An 18309-nucleotide genomic window follows, 5' to 3' on the forward strand; every position below is an offset into this window, starting at 1 on the left:
ATCGAACTCTTGATCCGATCAAGGCGTCCGCTCTTCGGCACGGATTGCCGGCGCAGCGCCCGAAGGGTAGCAGAATGCATAAGCACATCCTCATTCCGACTGACGGCTCGGAAACCGCCCAGAGGGGGGTCGACTATGCCCTGGCGCTCGCCAGGGATCTTGGCGCCAAGGTCACCGTCCTCACCATAACCGACCCCTATTCTCGCGTTGGCATGACTGCCAGAGCGAGTTGGAGACGTTCGGACGAGGAAATGGACGAATTCAACCGCAGACAGAAAGACGCGGCCGACAAAGTCTTGAACAAGGTGAAGGTCGACGCCGGTAAGGTGGGGGTCGACGTTGCGCTCGTTCACGTTTCCGAGGCTCGGCCGGCCGAGGCCATACTTCAGACGGCAGGAGCGCGAGGCGCCCACCTGATCGTCATCGGCTCTCACGGCCGACGCGGCGTCAACAGGCTGCTGCTCGGCAGCCAAACGGCAGAGGTGCTGGCGCGTGCCGCCGTCCCGGTCCTCGTCGTCAAATAAGAGCAGCCGGACGCCAAGCGCGCTGCGCGCGCGGTCGCGGGCTACATGACCAGGATCAATGATGTACCGGCCGGTGACCGATATGGGAAGGGATGCAGAGGCCGCACGAAACCGCAGGACGGAAAAATGATACTGCCGAATGACACCACAGTTGCCGTCGTCGATGGCGAGAAGTTGCGCCTATTCCGCAACAAGGGCGTCGAACCGCGCATCCAGTTGGTCGAGGAGACCGTGGCCGGCGTGCAGCCGGTCAACCAGGGCTCGGGCGCGCGGCATCGCAGCACCTCCGCCAACCCCGACCGGTGGCGGCTGGAGGAAGACGACTTCGCGGCGAGCGCGGCAGCATACCTGAACCGGCTGATGCTGGACGGGGAGGTCGTCTCGCTGTTCGTCATCGCCGACCCACGGACGTTGGGGGAATTGCGACGCCACTTCCATGACGTGACCAGGGAAAACCTGATCGGCGACCTCGCCAAGGATTTCACCGGCGGGAGCATCGAGACGATCGAGGCTGCGCTCGCCAGGGCCTGACTCATTCGGCCGTCCAAAAATCAACATCGACGCGTTCGTACGGAGACACTCCTATGTACACGCACGTCCTCATCCCCACCGACGGGTCAGAACTTGCCCAGGCTGGTGTTGTCCACGGCCTGTCGCTCGCTAAGGAGCATGGTGCACGGGTCACGGCGATGACGGCGACGGAAGCGCCCGGCGGACAGTTCGCCTATTCGTGCGACCTGTGGACGCCGGGCGAGGCCGAAATGGCGGCATACGAACGAGACCAACACCGAGATGCCGAAGCGATCCTCGCGCCCGTGAAGGCAAGCGCCGAGCAATTGGGGCTCGAAATCGAGGCTATCCACGTACCCGACCGCCGGGCGGCGCGAGCCATCCTTGATACCGCTCACACATGCGGTTGCGACGTCATCGTGATGGCTTCGCATGGTCGTACCGGCATGAGTCGCGTCATGCTGGGCAGCCACACCGCAGAGGTCTTGGCCTGCGCCGAAATTCCGGTGATTGTATATCGCTGAAAGCTGCCATGTAGGGCACCAAGGTTACATCGGACCCGCGGACAGCGAAACGCTTCGCCGAGATAGGAACCTAAAAGCGCAAAGGCGACCTGGCGAAGGACGGAAATGCATATGCCTAAACGCAGTGCGGGAATCCTCGCGTACCACTGGAAGGACCGCAGGCTGGAAGTCCTTCTTGGACATCCAGGCGGACCGTACTGGAATCACCGCGATCAAGGTGCCTGGTCCATTCTGAAGGGCGAGTACGAGGAAGGCGAAAACCCGGAAGCAGCGGCGCGACGCGAATTCATGGAGGAGTCGGGATGGACATTATCAGTGCCACTGGAGCCGCTCGGCGAGATCAGGCAACGCAGCGGAAAGACAATCATCGCGTACGCCGCACAAGCGGATATGGACCCAGCGACGCTGAGCAGCAACATGTTTGAAATGGAATGGCCGCCAGGCAGCAAAAGGATGCAGTTTTTTCCCGAGATCGACCGCGCGGGTTGGTTCGCATTGACGGAGGCGAGCGCCAAGATCGTTCCTGGTCAGACCGGATTCCTCGATCGACTCGCGTTGGGACTCGCTCGTCTGCACAACGGAGGTCCTAAGCGCGCCCAAAGCAAAGGGTGATCGACTCTCATTGATCCAGCGCAAAGACGAGGATCGGAACATGCGTAATTCATTGTGTCACGCTTTGGGTTACCCGCCCGATTGGTCGAGACCCAGATCCTCAACCGGGCGGCGAATATTCCCGGGATATCCAAAGGCGCGGAATGTGGTGGATGCAAAGAACGAATATATCGGCCGCTATTCCAGAGGCATGATCGCCATTCATTGGGCGACTGCCGTGCTCATTGTAGCGGCCTGGTTTACGGCCGAAGGGGGCCGGGACGTCGTCAAAAACCCGCCTATGCTGCATTTCTCGTTGGGACTGGCGGTGCTCGCTCTGATGGTTCCCCGCATGATCCTGCGCGTTGCCGGTCAGACGCCGCCCGCACTTGACGAGCAGCGTCCCTGGTTAGCCACAGCGGCGAAAATCGGCCATGCGCTTCTCTATGGATTCCTGATCGGCTTGCCGCTCAGCGGCTGGTACGCGGCTTCGCGCCTTGGCGTCTCCGCGTCCTTCTTCGGCATCGGCCTACCGATGATCGCTGCGCCCGTTCAGGGTGCGCCCGGACTGATAGCCGAAATTCATGAGAACGCTGGCACCCTCATCCTCTACCTAGCGGGCCTCCACGCCCTGATAGCGGGCTGGCACCACATCGTCCTGCGCGACGGTACGTTGCGCCGGATGAGCCCGCTCTGAGTTTCAGGGCGTTCGTCTACAAACATGTACGGAGCTTTATCATGAACACGCATATTCCCGGTCCGGAGCTTTGGGAGCGTACCGTCGGCGACATCGCCGCGACGCTGCCCGGGGCCACCGCAATTTTCCGCAAGTACAAGATCGATTTCTGCTGCAACGGCGATCTCACCCTCGACAGCGCCGCACAACGCCGTGGCGTCGATTCCGACGCACTTGAACAGGCGTTGGAGGCCCTCGCCTCGGGCACGGGCGGGACAGCCGCTTCGGCCGCTATGAGCAGCGATGAACTGATCGATCACATCCAGACTTGCTACCACGAAGCGCACCGCCGTGCCCTGCCCGAGCTCATCGCGCTGTCCCGCAAAGTGGAAGCAGTTCATCGCGAGCACCCCAAGGTGCCGGCGGGTCTTTCAGATGCGTTACGGCAAATGCAGGGCGAACTCGAGGAGCATATGGCAAAGGAGGAGACTGTCCTGTTTCCGGCGATGCGTCAGTCGGCAAAGGAAAACGTCGCCATCACCACCGCTGACTTTCGGCACGAACATGACGACCAGGGCACGCAACTCAGGTTGCTCGAAAGCCTGACCGACGATTTCACCTTGCCCGAAGGCGCCTGCCGTTCGTGGCAGGCGCTCTACGTCGGAACGGCCCAGCTTGCCGAGGATCTGATGGAGCACATTCACTTGGAGAACAACATACTGTTTCCCAGATTTGCATCAATGGAAAACCGTGCCTAGTTGCTTGGAGCGGCCGTTGGGAACGACGGAATGCGGATCGTCTGGCTGATCGTCGGCCTGGCCAGCCTGGTGCTGGGAGGATTGGGCGCGGTGTTGCCGCTGCTGCCGACGACGCCCTTCGTCATCCTGGCGGCCCTCTGCTTCGCGCGCTCGTCGCCAGCCTTGCATGACCGGCTCCTCGACAGCCGCACGTTCGGCAAGTTGATCCGCGACTGGCGCACACATCGCGCCATCAGCCGCAAGGGCAAGACAGCGAGCGTGCTCGCCATGGCGTTGTCACTGGCCGCCTCGCTCGTTCTCGCCGTCGATCTTGCCGTTGTCGGCCTACAGGCGCTGGCGGCATCCGCCGCCGCTGCCTTCATCTTGACCCGTAACACCTCGACATAGGCCGTCGTCGCGCGACCAGGGCGCCCGCCTCTACCAGGCGATGTAAAACATCGCTTTGGCCAGGAAGACGATCAGCACCACATGGCAGAAGACGCTGAGGTGGATGAGCTTGAAGTGGCGGGACTTGAGCTTGCCGCGCGCGCTGAGCGTTATGGCTGTGATAAAATGCACGAGGACGCTGAGCGCCAGGACGATCTTGATCGAAAGCAGCGTCGCGAAGCTGCTTTCGAACGGATGCGCGAGGTCGTCGCGATATTGCCAGGCCATGACGATGCCCGCTCCGTAGAGGACCGCCATGACGAATGGCATGACGCGGCGGGCGCGCCGGCCGATGGCGGTCTCTACCGTCCGAATGGCGTCGCGCCCCACCGGTTTGCGGATGCCTTCGAGGATGATGACCTCGAAGAAGACGGTGCCGACGAACATGATGGCGGCAAAAAGATGCAAGGTGACGAGGACGAAATGGCTCATGATAGACGCCGCCTTCAGCCGGTTACGGCTCCTTCGTTGGCGGGGCGGGCGAGCGCTGCGAACTTCGCCAGCACCCCGTGGCGATAGCGGGGTGCCGGCTGCTTCCAGCTGGCGCGGCGGCGCGACATCTCGGCCTCGTCAACCTCCAATTGCAGCAACAACCTGTGCGCGTCGATGGTGATGGTGTCGCCTTCCTCGACCAGCGCGATCGTGCCGCCGACATAGGCTTCCGGCGCGACGTGGCCGACCACCATCCCCCACGTGCCGCCGGAAAAGCGCCCGTCGGTGATGAGGCCGATGCTTTCGCCGAGGCCGCGCCCGACGAGAGCGGAGGTGGGAGCGAGCATTTCCGGCATGCCGGGGCCGCCTTTAGGCCCGAGATAGCGCAGCACCACCACATCGCCCGGCCTGATCCTGTCGGCGAGGATCGCCTCCATGGCTGACTGCTCGTCGTCGAAGACGCGCGCAGGGCCGGTGATCGCCGGGCTTTTCAGGCCAGTGATCTTGGCGACAGCGCCGTCCTCGGCGAGGTTGCCCTTGAGTATGGCGAGGTGGCCCTCGCGGTAAAGCGCCTTGTCGATCGACCTGATGACCTGCTGGTCGGCGCGCGGCTTGTCCGGCACATCGGCCAGTTCCTCGGCCAGCGTGCGGCCGGTGACGGTCAGGCAGTCGCCGTGCAAGAGGCCGGCGTTGAGCAGGATTTTCAGCACCTGCGGGATGCCGCCGGCCCGGTGCAGATCGACCGCCATGTATTTTCCGGACGGTTTCAGGTCGCACAGCACCGGCACCTTGCGGCGCACGCGCTCGAAATCGTCCAGCGTCCAGTCGACCCCGGCGGCGTGCGCGATGGCGAGATAATGCAGCACCGCGTTGGTCGAGCCGCCGATCGCCATGATCAGCGCCACCGCGTTCTCGATCGATTTGCGCGTCACGATATCGAGCGGCTTGATGTTCTTCTTTACCGCCTCGACCAGCACGCGGCCGGACTCGGCGGCACTTTCGAGCTTCTCGCGGTCGGGGCTGGCCATGGTCGAGGAATACATCAGCGCCATGCCGAGCGCCTCGAACGACGAACTCATGGTGTTGGCCGTGTACATGCCGCCGCAGGAACCGTTGCAAGGGCAGGCGTTGCGTTCGATGCCCTCGAAATCCTCCTCGCTCATGGTGCCGGCCATGAAGGCGCCCACGGCCTCGAAGGCTGAAACGATGGACAGGTCCTGCCCCTTCCACGTACCCGGCTTGATGGTGCCGCCATAGACATAGATGGCCGGCGCGTTGGCGCGCAGGATGCCGATCATGCCGCCCGGCATGTTCTTGTCGCAGCCGCCCAGAACCAGCACGCCGTCCATCCACTGGCCCTGCACGCAGGTTTCGACGCAATCGGCGATCACCTCGCGCGACACCAGCGAATATTTCATGCCTTCCGTGCCCATCGACATGCCGTCGGATATGGTCGGCGTGCCGAATACCTGCGGATTACCGCCAGCGGCCTTGATGGCGGCAATCGCCGCGTCGGCGAGCGGCTGCAGGCCGGCGTTGCACGGCGTGATCGTGGAGTGCGCGTTGGCGACGCCGATCATCGGCTTGTCGAAATCGGCCTTCTCGTAGCCCAGCGCATAATACATCGCCCGGTTCGGGGAACGGGCGATACCTTGAGTGATGTGCTTCGAGCGCTCGTTGAAAGGCATGGTGAAAACCCTGTTTGAAGGCCGAAGACCGCCGCGGCGGTCCGGGAAAGCGTGTTGCTATCCACCCGTGCGATGCAACTGGCGCGGTAAGGCGGCTTCTCCAAAGTCGATCATCGAGCGCCGGATGACGTTGCCGGCGGCATCGACATTCAGACGCGCGCGACGGTTGCCGTAGAAGAAACTCAATCGGTATTGGCCTTCGTGCTCCTCGATCCCGCGTTCGCAGAAGGACGTGATCTCCTGGGCTTTCATGAGCGCGTGCACGGCCGCCGGGTCAAGGCGCAGCAGATCGGCGAGCAGCTTCGCATCGACGAGGATGCCATTCGTCCCAATCTCGATTTGCATCGGCCGACCCTACGATGAGAGGGGGCCGGCTGGACGGCGTCCACCGCCAATCCAACCAGGAGGGTCGCTGGCGGGGAAGGATTCCCACGAAGCCCGCGCCACTTCATCCCATTCTGTTTCATCGTAGCTGGAGACCGGCGTCGGTTTCCTCGGCACGTGCTGAGTGCTTTCCGATACAGCATTATGATCACATGTCATGGTCGTTCTTTGCATCGAAGTTATAAGATACATATAATCTACATCTTATCGGTGCGATTGCAAGGAATCCGATTTCCGCTGTGTCCGAGGAATGGTCGTTGCCAACAGGGGAGGCTTCGGTCCCATCATCTCCTAGAGATGGGACATGGAATAGGCCTTACAAAGCTACGTCCCTACGACCCAACGCAGTATCGTCTCTACGGCAGCAAGGCCGGGGTCTTCTGATTTCCGCATTACGGTCACAAGTTGGAACCACAGATCGTCGTCAGCTTCGTCGAGAAACGCTCGCACGGCGCCGGCGGAAAAGTCACCCACTGGCATCGAGACTCGCGCTGCCCGTTCGGCGAGGTTCGCGGCAAGTTCAGGGTCGAGAGTCGCTAAGACGTTGGAGATCACCTCTGGCCGATCGAGGGCAGCAATCAGATCTCCGAGCATGTGGCATCTGCATCCAAATGAGGTCTTTGCGTCAACATCATAAAAACATACCCGATTGCAAAAAATCGAATACGTCTCGTTGCGGCCAAGGCAAATACCATGAATTTGGCTTGGAGTATGCTGCGGCGAAAGTGCCAACCCAAAGAACGATGGTAATACGAGAGAAAGTCGTTTCCGAAAAGAACAATCGTGCCGCACCTTTATCCGTGATCACGACGGGCTCCTATGCGGCAGCCCGCACCTCCACCGCCTGAGCTGTGCAGTCTCGGCCCTTCGACTTCGCCACATAGAGCGCACGATCCGCGGCCGATAGCAGAGCCTCAAGCTCCTGTCCGAATTCGTGAGCCGATAGACCTATACTGACCGTTACGCTTCGGCTGCCGAGACCCAGTGTACGGGAAATCTCTTTCACCTTCTGGTGAATGCGACCACAGAGCGCCGCTGCTTGGGCGAAGTCGGCCTTATCCACGAAAACGGCAAATTCCTCGCCTCCAAGGCGCCCCACAACGTCGGACTCACGAATACATGATTTCAGAGCAGAGCCGATTTCCCGCAGGACCGCATCGCCAGTTGCATGACCGAAGCTGTCGTTGATCGCCTTGAAATGGTCCGCATCGATGAACAACATCGCACCAGTTGAGCCGTTCGTTTCCCTTGTCCCAACAAGACGCCTGGTTTCGCCCAAGAAAGTCTTTCTGTTTAGCAAACCGGTCAATTCGCCCGTCCTGTTGGCCGTCTCTAATTCCGCAGCCAGTTCGGCAAATCGCGCGCTTCGTCTCAAAAAGAAATAGATCAGCGGGGATGCCACGAAGAGAACAATCACGCTGGTCAGCAGGAGGTCGAGGACCAACCGGTCTGAGAAAAAGATCGAGTAGAAAACCAGGGTCAGCAGATCAGCGCCAGCCGCGGCAACGGCCACTATGAGGCACGATTGCCCCAAAACGGTAAGCGCGTTGAAGCGCGCGGCTATACGATCAGGCCCGAGCATCGCAGTTGACGCTAACCGCCAATAGTAAATAGTCGCCTCATCGATTGCGTGAAGTTTTCATTGAGGCGTGCTTGTTACTCGAAGGTCGACGGCGTCGAGCCGCGACGTCCGCCGACCATGATCGTACGTCAAAGCACCTGTCCTTAGCGCGCGCTGACAGGTCGGGGCTCCGACACTGAAAATCATGCCCCTCATTCACGAAACGCTTAGTGTTCGTCCGGCACGCGTCTGCTCAGCCGATGCAGCAGCGTGTTGAACTTTCGCCATTGGACTGGATTGGTTCCGCGCAGCACCGAACAGGCCTTGCCCGCCCCACGGCAGGCTGCATCGGCCTGTCCGAGTCTCGCTAGGGCCTCAAGATTTGCGACCAAGAGATCCGCCAACTCGGCAAGCTGAGCTTCTCCGCTGTTCTCTGCGCCCGGTCCCGTTGCATTCGGTTGATCCGCTTGCATGTCACCAGCCACCGCTGTCGGCTATACCGAGATGTTCCTTGGCGCCCGAACTCATCTTCTCGGGCGACCAGGGTGGCTCATAGGTCAGCGTGACGTCGACGAACTCGACGCCGGGAACACTCCAGGCGGCGTCGCGGGCGCCCTCCTTCAGGTAGTTGGTTGCCGGGCAGCCGCGCGTCGTCGTGGTCATCACGATGTTGACGACGCCGCCGTCATTGACCAGAACCGCATAGACCAGCCCAAGATCAACGATGTTGTAGCCGAGCTCCGGATCGATCACGAGACGAAGCGCATCCGTGACCTTCTCGTCGTCCAGTTTTGGTTCCGCTTCATCGGCCATGGCACGATCCCTGTCACATCGCCGCCCGCGCGGGTTGCGGGCGGCGTACGCGGTTGTGATGCCTGCTTCATGCGGCCTTTGAAAGACGGCCGATCTCGACGCGCCAGACCTCCGGCCCGCGCTCAAGATAGGTCCAGGAGAACTGCTGCGGATGCTCGGCCTCGATCTGGTAGTAGAGAGGCTTTGGATCGTGGTCGTTGACGAGAACGAACTTCCCTCCTGGCGCGAGCTGGTCGACAAGCTCGAAGATCTTCTGATGCCTCTGCATCGGCACCAGGGTTCGGACATCGATTTCGTTGGGTGCTGCATTTGCGGCCTGCGCCATGGGCTTGATCCTTTGAGTGCGAGATGAACGGCCGACGCGACCTTGTCGCGGTGTACCGTGGCGGACAACTTCCGTTGCACCGACGATCGTAGATAGTTGGCATTAAAAGATACATTGTCAATATATGTTTTATGGATCGCTTCAGCATCCCTTGCAAAAGATGTATTCAGCGTGCATCTTTGGGACCGATCGCACCGACGGCGACTGCAATCCCACACGAGGTCTGAATGAGGCTGACGGATTTTTCCGACTATTCGCTGCGACTGCTGATGTATGCCGCGGCCCGGGCTGATCAGCTGATCACCATCGAGGAAACCGCCCAGGTCTACGGAATATCGCGCGCGCACCTCATGAAGGTGGCGAACCAGTTGACGCGCGCGGGCTTCCTTAAGGCGGTGCGCGGCCGCTCCGGTGGACTGGCTCTTGCCATGCGGCCCGAACGCATCGGGTTAGGCGATGTGCTGCGGGCGACAGAGCCGGACTTCGCTCTGGTCGAATGCTTCCGAAGCGACAACCGTTGCCTCATCACCCCGCGTTGCCGCTTGCGCGGCATGTTGAAGGAAGCGCTCGCCGCCTTCTCGGGCACACTCGACCGCTACACCCTGGCTGACCTCCTGCTCAATCCCGAAGATTTCGGCATACAGCCGGCGGCATAAGGATGGTGGGAGGCTCCATCCCGCTTCACCACGTCGCATCGGCACCCTCTTGCCAGGTCACATCCTAAAAGATACATTTCAAATACATCTTTTAGGATGCCTATGATGTCTATCCTGTCTTCCGTATTCGATCACGCCTTGCGCGTTGCCCGAGCCGTGCTGCCGCCCTTCAGGCAAAAGGACTGCTCCTGCCGCCTGTCGCGGCAAGAGCGGCTCGGACTGATCTTTTCGGCCATCGACCGCTGTGGCGCCGATTGCCCGGCCTGCGCGATCTGGGCGCTGGAGCAGGACAGATTCCGGACATCGTGGGATGCGGAACCAAACGAAAGGAGATTGCCATGCTGAGCAATTCACACGAATTCGTCCAGCCTGTGGACGAAGCCGAACGCGCCTATCTCGAATCCCTGGTGCGCGCCGACTACGACAAGAGCCATCCCGGCGAAACCTTCGATGACATGAAGCGCCGTCGCTCCTTTTCCAGGGAAGACAAGGGCCTTTACCGCGATTGGCTAGCAATCGCCGCAGAGCGAGCCAAGGCTGCGCGTGCGGCGGACCCGAACCTGCTGGCCGCCTGACGTCCAGAGGCATTCTCGATGACTTACGTCGTTACCGACAATTGCATAAAATGCAAATTCATGGACTGCGTGGAAGTGTGCCCGGTGGACTGCTTCTACGAAGGTGAGAACATGCTCGTCATTCATCCCGACGAGTGTATCGATTGTGGCGTTTGCGTCCCGGAGTGCCCGGCGGAGGCGATCTATCCTGACACGGATCCATCGGCGACGCCGGCATGGCTTTCACTCAACCATCAATATGCGTCAGCATGGCCCAACATAACACGCAAGAAGGATCCACCTGCCGACGCGGACGCATGGAACGGCGTACCCGGAAAATTCGACGCGCATTTCAGCGATAGTCCCGGCGATGGCGAGTGAGCCGTTGCTCTCGTTCTGGCATCCGATGTCTGCAGGCGCCTCCTATCGGAGCGTCGGCTTCTGACAGGTCATAGCGCCGACATGCGTACCCACGAACGAATGCTGCCGCTGCGTGCGCCGCGGCAAGCGTAGCTGTTCCTGAGTCTCGTCCCAAACTGGATGTATTTGGTATTCCGCAAAGAAGCGGGACCGGAACACGGTTAGGTTGTCGGCACTCACTGGAGGCGACCAAGGCCGTGCAACTATCCGTTCTGCAAAAGTATGGCGAGGCTCGCCTGCCACGCTACACCAGCTACCCGCCCTCCCCCGAGTTTTCGCCAGCCGTGGGCTTTGAGATTTATGGCGAATGGCTCTCGCAAATGCCATGCGACACCCCTTCTTCGCTCTATCTGCACGTCCCGTTCTGCCGGTCGATGTGCTGGTATTGCGGCTGCCACACCACGATCACCGCCAAGGACCAGCCCGTCGTCGAGTATCTGGACTTGCTGCGCAGGGAGATCGACATGGTGGCAACGCAGGTGCGGCAACCCTTGCGGGTCGATCACGTGCATTTCGGCGGCGGCACGCCAACCATCGTTGCGCCAATGGATTTCGTCGCGTTGACGGACCTCCTTCGTGATCGCTTCGGCTTCTCGGCCGCTGCGGAGATCGCGGTCGAGATCGATCCGCGCACGCTGTCGATCGAGATGGCAGGCGCGCTGGGCGGCGCAGGTGTCGGCCGCGCCAGCCTTGGCGTGCAAAGCTTCGACCCGATCGTCCAGAAGGCGGTGAACCGAATCCAGAGCGAGGAGACAACGATCGAAGCTGTCGACCGGCTGCGCCAGTCGGGTGTAGAAAGCATCAACTTCGATCTGATCTATGGGCTTCCGTACCAGACCGTCCATTCCTGCATCGATACGGCCAGTGCCGCGGCAGCCATGCGCCCGGACCGGTTTGCCGTGTTCGGCTATGCGCATGTTCCCTCCTTCAAGAAGCACCAACGCATGATCGAGGAGGCAGCCCTGCCCGGCAGCGCCGCGCGCATGGAACAGGCATTAGCGATCGCCGAAACTCTCGTCGACGCCGGCTACGTCCAGATCGGGCTCGACCACTTTGCGCTTCCCGAAGACGAGCTCGCGCGGTCGCAAGCAGCGGGAAAACTGCGGCGCAACTTCCAGGGCTATACCACCGACAATTGCGAAACGCTGATCGGCTTCGGCGCCTCGGCCATAGGCCGGACGCAACAGGGCTACGTCCAGAACCAGGTAGGGCTCGGCTTCTACGCCGGGTCGATTTCGAGAGGAGAGCTCGCGACAGCGCGAGGCTATCGCCTGACCGCCGAGGACCGCCTGCGCGCGGAAATCATCCAGCGCCTCATGTGCGATTTCGAGGTCGACGTACCGGCGGTCTGCGCCCGACACGGGTTCGACGCGGCTGAACTTATCATCGGTAACGGGAAGCTGCTCGAACTTACCGAGGATGGAGTAGTCGATCTGGCCGAGGGCGTCATTCGTGTTCGGCGCGACTATCGCTTCTTGGTTCGGGCAGCGGCGGCCGCCTTCGATGGCTATCTTTACAGGTCAGGCAGGAGCCATAGCCAGGCAGCCTGACCGCCATAGGGGCGGTTAACACGCGTTGAAGGGCGAAAACGCGAGCAAGAAAAATCGTGGTTCTTTGCGTCAGCGCAAAGATCGATGCGAGAGCGGCAATAAGTTGACTGACATAGTCATGATTTAGCCCGTTACGTCCGTTCCAGGATCGGACGCCTCGCCACGATAGGAAGCAAACCATGTCCCGTCTCTCGACATTTATCTCTTCGACCGCAGCCGTCCTGCTCGCAGGAAGCGCGGCCGCGTCTGCGCTGGAATATCCGATCGGGCAGCCGGGCCTTCTGAACGGCATGGAGGTGGCGGCCGTTTACCTGCAGCCGATCGAGATGGAGCCGGCCGACATCATGCGTCCGGCGGCCAATTCCGACATCCATCTGGAGGCCGACATACACGCAACCGCGGACAATGCGAACGGCTTTGCCGAAGGCGACTGGATCCCGAATCTCAAGATCGAATACGTGCTGGTCCGGATGGACGACAACAAGCGCATCGGCGGCATGCTGATGCCGATGGTCGCCAGCGACGGTCCGCACTATGGCGACAACGTCAAGCTGGCGGGTCCGGGAAAGTACAGGCTGACCTTCACCATCGACACGACCAACGGTTCCGCGCATTTCGGCCGGCACGTGGACAAAGAGACCGGCGTCGGCGCATGGCCGGCACCCTTCACCGTCGACTACGAGTTCACCTTCGCCGGTACCGGCAAGAAAGGCGGCTACTGACGCGAGCCCGCCGCACAGGCCATCACAAGGTCCCGAAAGCGTATGCAAGCCATGCCCACATGCGCCCGCCTGATGCCGATCGTCCTTCTTGCCGTCCTTTCCGCAGGCACGGTCCAAGCGGGCGAAGATCCCGTCTTCGTGATCGAATTCGCAAACGGGGCGATCAACCCGGCCGTCCTCGATGTTCCGGCCGGCAGCCGCTTCAAGCTGGAGTTGCGCAACAGCGGCGCCGATCCGGTCGAATTCGAAAGCATCGAACTGCGCAAGGAGAAGGTGCTTGGCCCCGGCGTGACGTCCTTCATCGTCATCCGCCGGCTCGATCCCGGCGAATATCGTTTCTTCGACGATTTCCATCCGGACACCCCGCCAGCCAGGCTCGTCGCCCGCGAGGCAGGCGGCCAATGACCGGATCGCTTGGACAGATCGCCCTCGTCGTCGGGCGCGAGAGCGTGGAGGCGCTGCTGGTCGTCGGCATCCTCAACGCATGGATCGGCCATCGCGCGGATCCCGCCTCGGCCAGAACGGGAAAGCGCTTCCTTTGGGCGGGCGTCGCCGCCGGCCTGGTCGCGTCGGCGCTGCTGGCGGCGGCGATGCTGGGGTTCGCCAGCCTGCTCGAAGGGGACCGCGAGGACCTTTTCCAGCTTGTCGTCACCGGCTTCGCCGCCGCGCTCATCCTGCAGATGGTCACGTGGATGCACAGGCAGGGCTGCCGCCTTCAGGATGAACTGAACCGCGGCGCCGAGCGCGCCGCCAGCCGGCAGAACTGGTGGGGCCTCCTCTTTCTGGCCGCGATCGCCGTGGCCCGAGAAGGCAGCGAGACGGCCGTCTTTCTCTATGGCATCCTTGCTTCCGCCAGGGGAACCAGCTTGCCGGCAGGCATTGCCGCCGCAGCCGTGGGGTTGGCAGCGGCTGGCGCGCTCTACTGGCTACTGCAATTCGGCTCCCGGCGTTTTTCATGGCGCGTCTTTTTCCGAGTCACCGAAGTCCTGTTGCTGTTCCTCGCCGCCTCGCTGGTGATGACGGCGCTCGACCGGGCCATCGGTCTCGACCTGGCGCCGACCCTGTCGCCGCCGCTATGGGACACGTCATGGCTGCTCGACGACATGGCGGGGATCGGCGGTTTCGTTTCGGCGATGACCGGCTACAGGGCGAGGCCCGAATTGGCGTCCGTTCTCGTCTATGTGCTCTATTGGCTGGTCGTGGCCGCATTGCTGTCGCTTCCGAAGCGCACCCGTGCCGTCGCAAGCGCCCCATGACCATTCGGATCATACCGGATATCGCCGGGCGACCGGTAACGGGTGCGCCGCTGCCCGATGTCTGGGCACGGATCGGAGATTGGCTCCAGATCCACCAGCGGACGATCCGGACCGTCCAGTGGGGCGTCGTGTCGGTCTATGCGGTGCTGCTGATCGTCCCTGTGCTGCTGCCGCTGCCGGACAGGACGGCCTATCTGTGGTCGAACCTCGCACGCTTCGCGCAGTTCGTCTTCTGGGGGATATGGTGGCCGTTCGTGCTCGTAGGCACGGCGCTGGTCGGGCGCATGTGGTGCGGCCTGCTCTGCCCCGAAGGGTCGATCACCGAATTCGCCAGCGGCCACGGCCTTGGCAAGGCAACGCCAAAGTGGATGACATGGCCGGGCTGGCCGACCGTGGCCTTCGCCTCGACCACGCTCTACGGCCAGATGACCAGCGTCTACCAGTATCCGCGGCCGACGCTGCTGATCCTCGGCGGTTCGACCGCTGCCGCGGCGTTGGTCGGCTATCTCTACGGCCGCAACAAGCGCATCTGGTGTCGTTATCTTTGCCCGGCAGGCGGCGTCTTCGCCCTTTTTGCCAAGATCGCGCCGCTGCATTTCCGCGTCGAGCCTGCGCTGTGGCAGCGCTCGCAACTCGCCAGGGAAAAGCCCGGCCCGGTGAATTGCGCGCCGCTGGTGCCGCTCCGGACGATGCGCGGCGGATCCGACTGCCACATGTGTGGCCGCTGCAGCGGCTTCCGAGGCGCGATCCGGCTGGCGCGCCGCTCGCCGAACCACGAGATCGTCCATGTCGCAGGGCAGACGGCAAAACCCTGGGAGACCGTGCTCATCGTCTTTGGCCTCATGGGCTTGGCGCTCGGCGCCTTCCAATGGTCCGCCAGCCCCTGGTTCGTCGCCGCAAAGCAGTGGGCGGCGACGCGACTGGCCGAAGCAGGTATCCTTTGGCCGCTCGACGCGACTGCACCGTGGTGGGCTCTGACCAACTATCCGGATCGCAACGACGTGCTGACGCTACTCGACGGCACCTTGCTGGTTGCGTATGTGGTCACGGTCGCACTGGCGAGCGGCGCAGCGACGCTGCTGATGCTCCTGGTGTCAGAGCGGTGCCTGGGAAAATGGAACCCCTCGCGTTTCCATCATCTCGCGCAGGCCCTGATCCCGCTGGCCGGCGCAGGAGTTTTTCTCGGCCTTTCCAGCTTGACCATCGGCCAGCTTCGTTCCGATGGCATCCCCGTTCCTTTCGTCGGCGAAACGCGCGCGGTTCTGCTGGCGATGGCGACCTTGTGGTCCGCGGTGCTCTCCTGGCAGATAACGGCGCTCTACACGACCCGGCGGGCCCGTCGCGTGCTCGCTCTATTTGCGTTCTGTGCGGCGATGGCGCCGGCCAATACCGGCTGGTTCCTGCTTTTCGCGGCATGGTGACCGGTTCACCTGCGCAACAGCACATCACGGAAAGCCCAGAGGAACAGAACGAAGGCCGCGATCCAAAAGGTTGCCGACAATTCCGTCCCAGCTGACGCCCAGGCTGGGAACGCTTCCGCCAGAACGCGCGCGACGGCAGAGACCGTGACGGAGACAAAGGCTGCTGCCGCCGCCCCATTTCGCGAGAATGGCCGGCGGCTGTGCTTGCGGATCATGCTCGACATGATGGCGATGCTCATCGTGCCGATCGCTCCTATCGTCCAGGCGTGCACCGCCGCAGCCTGCGAAAAGCGATTAGGATTCAAGACATACAGGCCAAGCAGGATGAAACCGACGACAATCCAGCCGTAACCGAAATGCAGCGCCGTCACCGACGCGGAGGCCCGGCTTCGCCAGCCTCGCCACCGAAGGAGACGGACGGCGTGCGCCACAGCCGCCCCGGCGCCCAGAATGCCGGTCGCTGGATGCTGCGGCGCCAGAACCCAGACTATCAAAGCCGCGCCGGCCAATGCCGCCGAGAGACCTTCGACCGCCCTCGACGGCTCAGGGTCGACGGAGACCCCTCGTCCACCGAGGAATGCGCATGTCAGGGCGGGTGTCACCCTGCCCCCGATCACCATGACGAGTCCGAGGAGCGACGCGACGGCAAGCCGGTAGCTCGCGGGAGCGCCGCCCGTTGCGGTCAGCATGATGCTGCCGCAAAAGACGCAGAGCAGTCCGAGGATCTTGAAGTCGCGGCGATCGCGCGCGGCAATGATCTGTGCCGCCGCTATGGAGGAAACCGCCAGCATGAAAGTGGCCGAAAGTGCAAGCCCAGCCGCTGTCGAGATCAGCGACGCCACGCGAACGCCGAGCCACAATCCGACGAGCCCCCTGGGCAATGGCGGCGGTACGACCGGCCGGCCGGTCCAGCGCGGCAGAGCGGTGAGAAGAAAGCCGGCCAGGATGGCGGGGATCGTGCCGAACAGGAGCACGTTTCTGTGCCAGTCGCCCGCATTCGTTCCTGTTGTATCGATACGGCCGCTCATCGATTCCCACGGCAGCCAGACTGCGATGCCCAACGTGGCGTCGAGGGCCGCAATTAAGAAGAACGGCTTGTAGGGATGAGACGGCATTCAGAGCCTCCCTTGGAGCGGGCATGCCCGCGTGATGGACGCGGAGAAAGCGAACGAAGTTGAAGACAGAATCGCACGGCGCAATGGAAATGTTTGCGCAAACGCAAACTCGCGACGGAATGGACCGCTAGGCTATCGCTCGAGGCAAACGGGCGGTGCGATCCTTGGCGGTCATCAGTCGATGGTATCACCCGTCTGGAAGCGACTGATTGGGATCGCTGGAAACAGTGGCGGGTTCACCATGAAAATCCTTGTGTCGAACGCGACGGCGCCGAGGCAGAGAACCGGCACGGACAGGGATGTCGTCACCAGGCTGACGGCGGCCATGAAGAACGCACGGTTCGACTGTGAATGCCGTTCCCAGCTTGACGAGGCGCTGGATCGGTTTGCGGTGATGGAACGAAGGCGTACGATGCGCAGCGATCTTTCCAATGCTTGCAGCCAGCGCCGAAAGATCGAGGCGATTCTGCTCTTTCTTCAGGATCTGGACGATTTGAAAGCGACGGAACAGGACTACAGCGTATTCAAAGACGTTGCGCTTCTCTTCGATGATATCGCCGACGCTGCCAAGCGGGGCTCGGAGGCGATGCGCCGGCTCTACTCGTCGAATGACGAATAGCAAGGCCCCATTATCGACTTGACCAAAACGGATCCTTCATTTGCATCCGCACTCCGGAAGGGTCGATATCTTCCCTATCTCAATGTGCCAGTCCGGCGGCCCGCTCCGCAAGCATGTCCATTCGTATCCCTCGGCGAAGAAGGCCCTGAACTTGCGCTCGAGGCGCGATGGGTCGAAATCGCAGACCACCTGCACCGCCTCGCCGGTATGCAATCCGTCGAACATCGACAGGATGGCGGAATCCTTGTTCGCAGAAGCCAGTCTGCGCACATCATAGACCATCATCTTCGTTCTCGCTGCCGATCTCCAAGTTGCGACAGTCTTGTGACAACCAACAATCGCTTCTTTGCGAATCTGCAAAGACGGATGCAGCGGGCTGCCTATTTTCGTCTAAGAGGTTCGGGCGATGGGTAACGATGGAGCGTTCGGATTGTTAGAGGTTCTGCGGCTGATGGCGTGTCACCCGGCGGCGATGGCCTCGACCGAACGGTGCGCCGATAGAGAACGGCGGCCTGGGAATGACATGCGCCGTCGCGAGCGTCCGTTGCTCGTTGCCTTATCCGGCCTCGGACGGGTCGCTGGAAGCCTGCGCTGGCCATTGACGAAGCATTGATCGAGAGCGCGGCTAGGCGCTCGACCTAATCCCGTTTGTTGTGGGCTTTTGAGAACCGGATTCGCCATGGCTTACTGAGCACCACGCCAGCCACTCTGAAGCGTTACAAAGTCCCTCGATCCTTGCAATGCCACGGTCTTCTGAACAACCCGGACGGCGCGTTTTCGCTGT

Annotated in this window: 25 protein-coding genes; 16 read left to right on the plus strand and 9 right to left on the minus strand. The window is 61.8% G+C overall.

Annotated elements, in window-relative coordinates; genetic code table 11:
* The first annotated feature begins 74 nt into the window (after window positions 1–74).
* From E6C48_RS17770 to E6C48_RS17800, 7 genes are all read left to right on the plus strand, one after another.
* Window positions 75–524: a universal stress protein gene (locus E6C48_RS17770; protein WP_136359516.1), complete on the plus strand. Its 450-nt coding sequence runs from the start codon at window positions 75–77 to the stop codon at window positions 522–524.
* A 126-nt stretch (window positions 525–650) separates the two neighbouring features.
* Window positions 651–1055 (plus strand): baeRF12 domain-containing protein, encoded by a 405-nt coding sequence (locus E6C48_RS17775; RefSeq protein ID WP_136359517.1) that lies wholly within the window; start codon window positions 651–653, stop codon window positions 1053–1055.
* A 53-nt stretch (window positions 1056–1108) separates the two neighbouring features.
* The gene (locus E6C48_RS17780; protein WP_136359518.1) at window positions 1109–1558 is read left to right on the plus strand and encodes a universal stress protein; all 450 of its coding nucleotides are present in this window, start codon (window positions 1109–1111) and stop codon (window positions 1556–1558) included.
* Between the two features lie 111 nt (window positions 1559–1669).
* Window positions 1670–2170 (plus strand): NUDIX domain-containing protein, encoded by a 501-nt coding sequence (locus E6C48_RS17785; RefSeq protein WP_136359519.1) that lies wholly within the window; start codon window positions 1670–1672, stop codon window positions 2168–2170.
* A 145-nt stretch (window positions 2171–2315) separates the two neighbouring features.
* Entirely contained in the window at window positions 2316–2846 is a 531-nt protein-coding gene (locus tag E6C48_RS17790) for a cytochrome b (protein ID WP_230978835.1), read from the plus strand.
* 41 nt (window positions 2847–2887) lie between these two features.
* Window positions 2888–3583, plus strand: a complete 696-nt coding sequence (gene ytfE / locus E6C48_RS17795) for an iron-sulfur cluster repair protein YtfE (RefSeq protein ID WP_136359520.1) — start codon at window positions 2888–2890, stop codon at window positions 3581–3583.
* Window positions 3584–3613: 30 nt separating this feature from the next.
* The gene (locus E6C48_RS17800) at window positions 3614–3970 is read left to right on the plus strand and encodes a YbaN family protein (protein WP_136359521.1); all 357 of its coding nucleotides are present in this window, start codon (window positions 3614–3616) and stop codon (window positions 3968–3970) included.
* A 30-nt stretch (window positions 3971–4000) separates the two neighbouring features.
* Here E6C48_RS17800 and E6C48_RS17805 read toward each other — a convergent pair whose 3' ends face one another.
* From E6C48_RS17805 to E6C48_RS17835, 7 genes are all read right to left on the minus strand, one after another.
* The gene (locus E6C48_RS17805; RefSeq protein WP_136359522.1) at window positions 4001–4441 is read right to left on the minus strand and encodes a CopD family copper resistance protein; all 441 of its coding nucleotides are present in this window, start codon (window positions 4439–4441) and stop codon (window positions 4001–4003) included.
* 14 nt (window positions 4442–4455) lie between these two features.
* Window positions 4456–6129: a dihydroxy-acid dehydratase gene (gene ilvD / locus E6C48_RS17810; RefSeq protein ID WP_136359523.1), complete on the minus strand. Its 1674-nt coding sequence runs from the start codon at window positions 6127–6129 to the stop codon at window positions 4456–4458.
* 57 nt (window positions 6130–6186) lie between these two features.
* Window positions 6187–6474 carry a DUF6522 family protein gene (locus tag E6C48_RS17815; protein WP_136359524.1) on the minus strand — a complete coding sequence of 96 codons (288 nt, stop codon included), beginning with the start codon at window positions 6472–6474 and terminating at the stop codon, window positions 6187–6189.
* A 670-nt stretch (window positions 6475–7144) separates the two neighbouring features.
* Complete coding sequence (locus E6C48_RS22605; protein ID WP_168734572.1) at window positions 7145–7321, minus strand: hypothetical protein; 177 nt, start codon at window positions 7319–7321, stop codon at window positions 7145–7147.
* Window positions 7322–7330: 9 nt separating this feature from the next.
* Complete coding sequence (locus E6C48_RS17825; protein WP_136359526.1) at window positions 7331–8095, minus strand: GGDEF domain-containing protein; 765 nt, start codon at window positions 8093–8095, stop codon at window positions 7331–7333.
* A gap of 453 nt (window positions 8096–8548) precedes the next feature.
* Window positions 8549–8887, minus strand: a complete 339-nt coding sequence (locus E6C48_RS17830) for a metal-sulfur cluster assembly factor (protein WP_136359527.1) — start codon at window positions 8885–8887, stop codon at window positions 8549–8551.
* Between the two features lie 67 nt (window positions 8888–8954).
* Window positions 8955–9212 (minus strand): DUF2249 domain-containing protein, encoded by a 258-nt coding sequence (locus E6C48_RS17835; protein WP_136359528.1) that lies wholly within the window; start codon window positions 9210–9212, stop codon window positions 8955–8957.
* Window positions 9213–9439: 227 nt separating this feature from the next.
* Here E6C48_RS17835 and E6C48_RS17840 point away from each other — a divergent pair, with 227 nt between their 5' ends.
* The 8 genes from E6C48_RS17840 (at window position 9440) to E6C48_RS17875 (ending at window position 15791) form a co-directional block, all read left to right on the plus strand.
* On the plus strand, window positions 9440–9868 hold the full coding sequence (locus tag E6C48_RS17840) for an RrF2 family transcriptional regulator (RefSeq protein ID WP_136359529.1): 429 nt from the start codon (window positions 9440–9442) through the stop codon (window positions 9866–9868).
* A gap of 338 nt (window positions 9869–10206) precedes the next feature.
* The gene (locus E6C48_RS17845; protein WP_136359530.1) at window positions 10207–10443 is read left to right on the plus strand and encodes a hypothetical protein; all 237 of its coding nucleotides are present in this window, start codon (window positions 10207–10209) and stop codon (window positions 10441–10443) included.
* An 18-nt stretch (window positions 10444–10461) separates the two neighbouring features.
* Window positions 10462–10803, plus strand: coding sequence for a ferredoxin FdxA (fdxA, locus tag E6C48_RS17850; protein WP_136359531.1), 342 nt, complete (start codon window positions 10462–10464; stop codon window positions 10801–10803).
* Between the two features lie 236 nt (window positions 10804–11039).
* Window positions 11040–12392 (plus strand): oxygen-independent coproporphyrinogen III oxidase, encoded by a 1353-nt coding sequence (hemN, locus tag E6C48_RS17855; protein ID WP_136359532.1) that lies wholly within the window; start codon window positions 11040–11042, stop codon window positions 12390–12392.
* 179 nt (window positions 12393–12571) lie between these two features.
* Window positions 12572–13114 (plus strand): iron transporter, encoded by a 543-nt coding sequence (locus E6C48_RS17860; protein ID WP_136359533.1) that lies wholly within the window; start codon window positions 12572–12574, stop codon window positions 13112–13114.
* 72 nt (window positions 13115–13186) lie between these two features.
* Window positions 13187–13519 (plus strand): cupredoxin domain-containing protein, encoded by a 333-nt coding sequence (locus E6C48_RS17865; RefSeq protein WP_230978836.1) that lies wholly within the window; start codon window positions 13187–13189, stop codon window positions 13517–13519.
* Window positions 13516–14370, plus strand: coding sequence for an FTR1 family iron permease (locus tag E6C48_RS17870; protein ID WP_136359534.1), 855 nt, complete (start codon window positions 13516–13518; stop codon window positions 14368–14370). The genes E6C48_RS17865 and E6C48_RS17870 overlap by 4 nt, the downstream gene beginning before the upstream one ends.
* The gene (locus tag E6C48_RS17875) at window positions 14367–15791 is read left to right on the plus strand and encodes a 4Fe-4S binding protein (protein WP_136359535.1); all 1425 of its coding nucleotides are present in this window, start codon (window positions 14367–14369) and stop codon (window positions 15789–15791) included. Before E6C48_RS17870 ends, E6C48_RS17875 begins: the two co-directional genes overlap by 4 nt.
* Before the next feature lie 5 nt (window positions 15792–15796).
* Here E6C48_RS17875 and E6C48_RS17880 read toward each other — a convergent pair whose 3' ends face one another.
* Window positions 15797–16906, minus strand: a complete 1110-nt coding sequence (locus E6C48_RS17880; protein WP_136359536.1) for an NnrS family protein — start codon at window positions 16904–16906, stop codon at window positions 15797–15799.
* Between the two features lie 241 nt (window positions 16907–17147).
* Between E6C48_RS17880 and E6C48_RS17885 the strand changes: the two genes are divergently transcribed.
* Window positions 17148–17525: a hypothetical protein gene (locus E6C48_RS17885; RefSeq protein WP_136359537.1), complete on the plus strand. Its 378-nt coding sequence runs from the start codon at window positions 17148–17150 to the stop codon at window positions 17523–17525.
* 36 nt (window positions 17526–17561) lie between these two features.
* Here E6C48_RS17885 and E6C48_RS17890 read toward each other — a convergent pair whose 3' ends face one another.
* The gene (locus tag E6C48_RS17890) at window positions 17562–17810 is read right to left on the minus strand and encodes a DUF2249 domain-containing protein (RefSeq protein ID WP_136359538.1); all 249 of its coding nucleotides are present in this window, start codon (window positions 17808–17810) and stop codon (window positions 17562–17564) included.
* Between the last annotated feature and the right edge of the window lie 499 nt (window positions 17811–18309).

Source organism: Ollibium composti (assembly GCF_004801285.1).
GTDB classification, from domain to species: Bacteria; Pseudomonadota; Alphaproteobacteria; order Rhizobiales; family Rhizobiaceae; genus Mesorhizobium; species Mesorhizobium composti.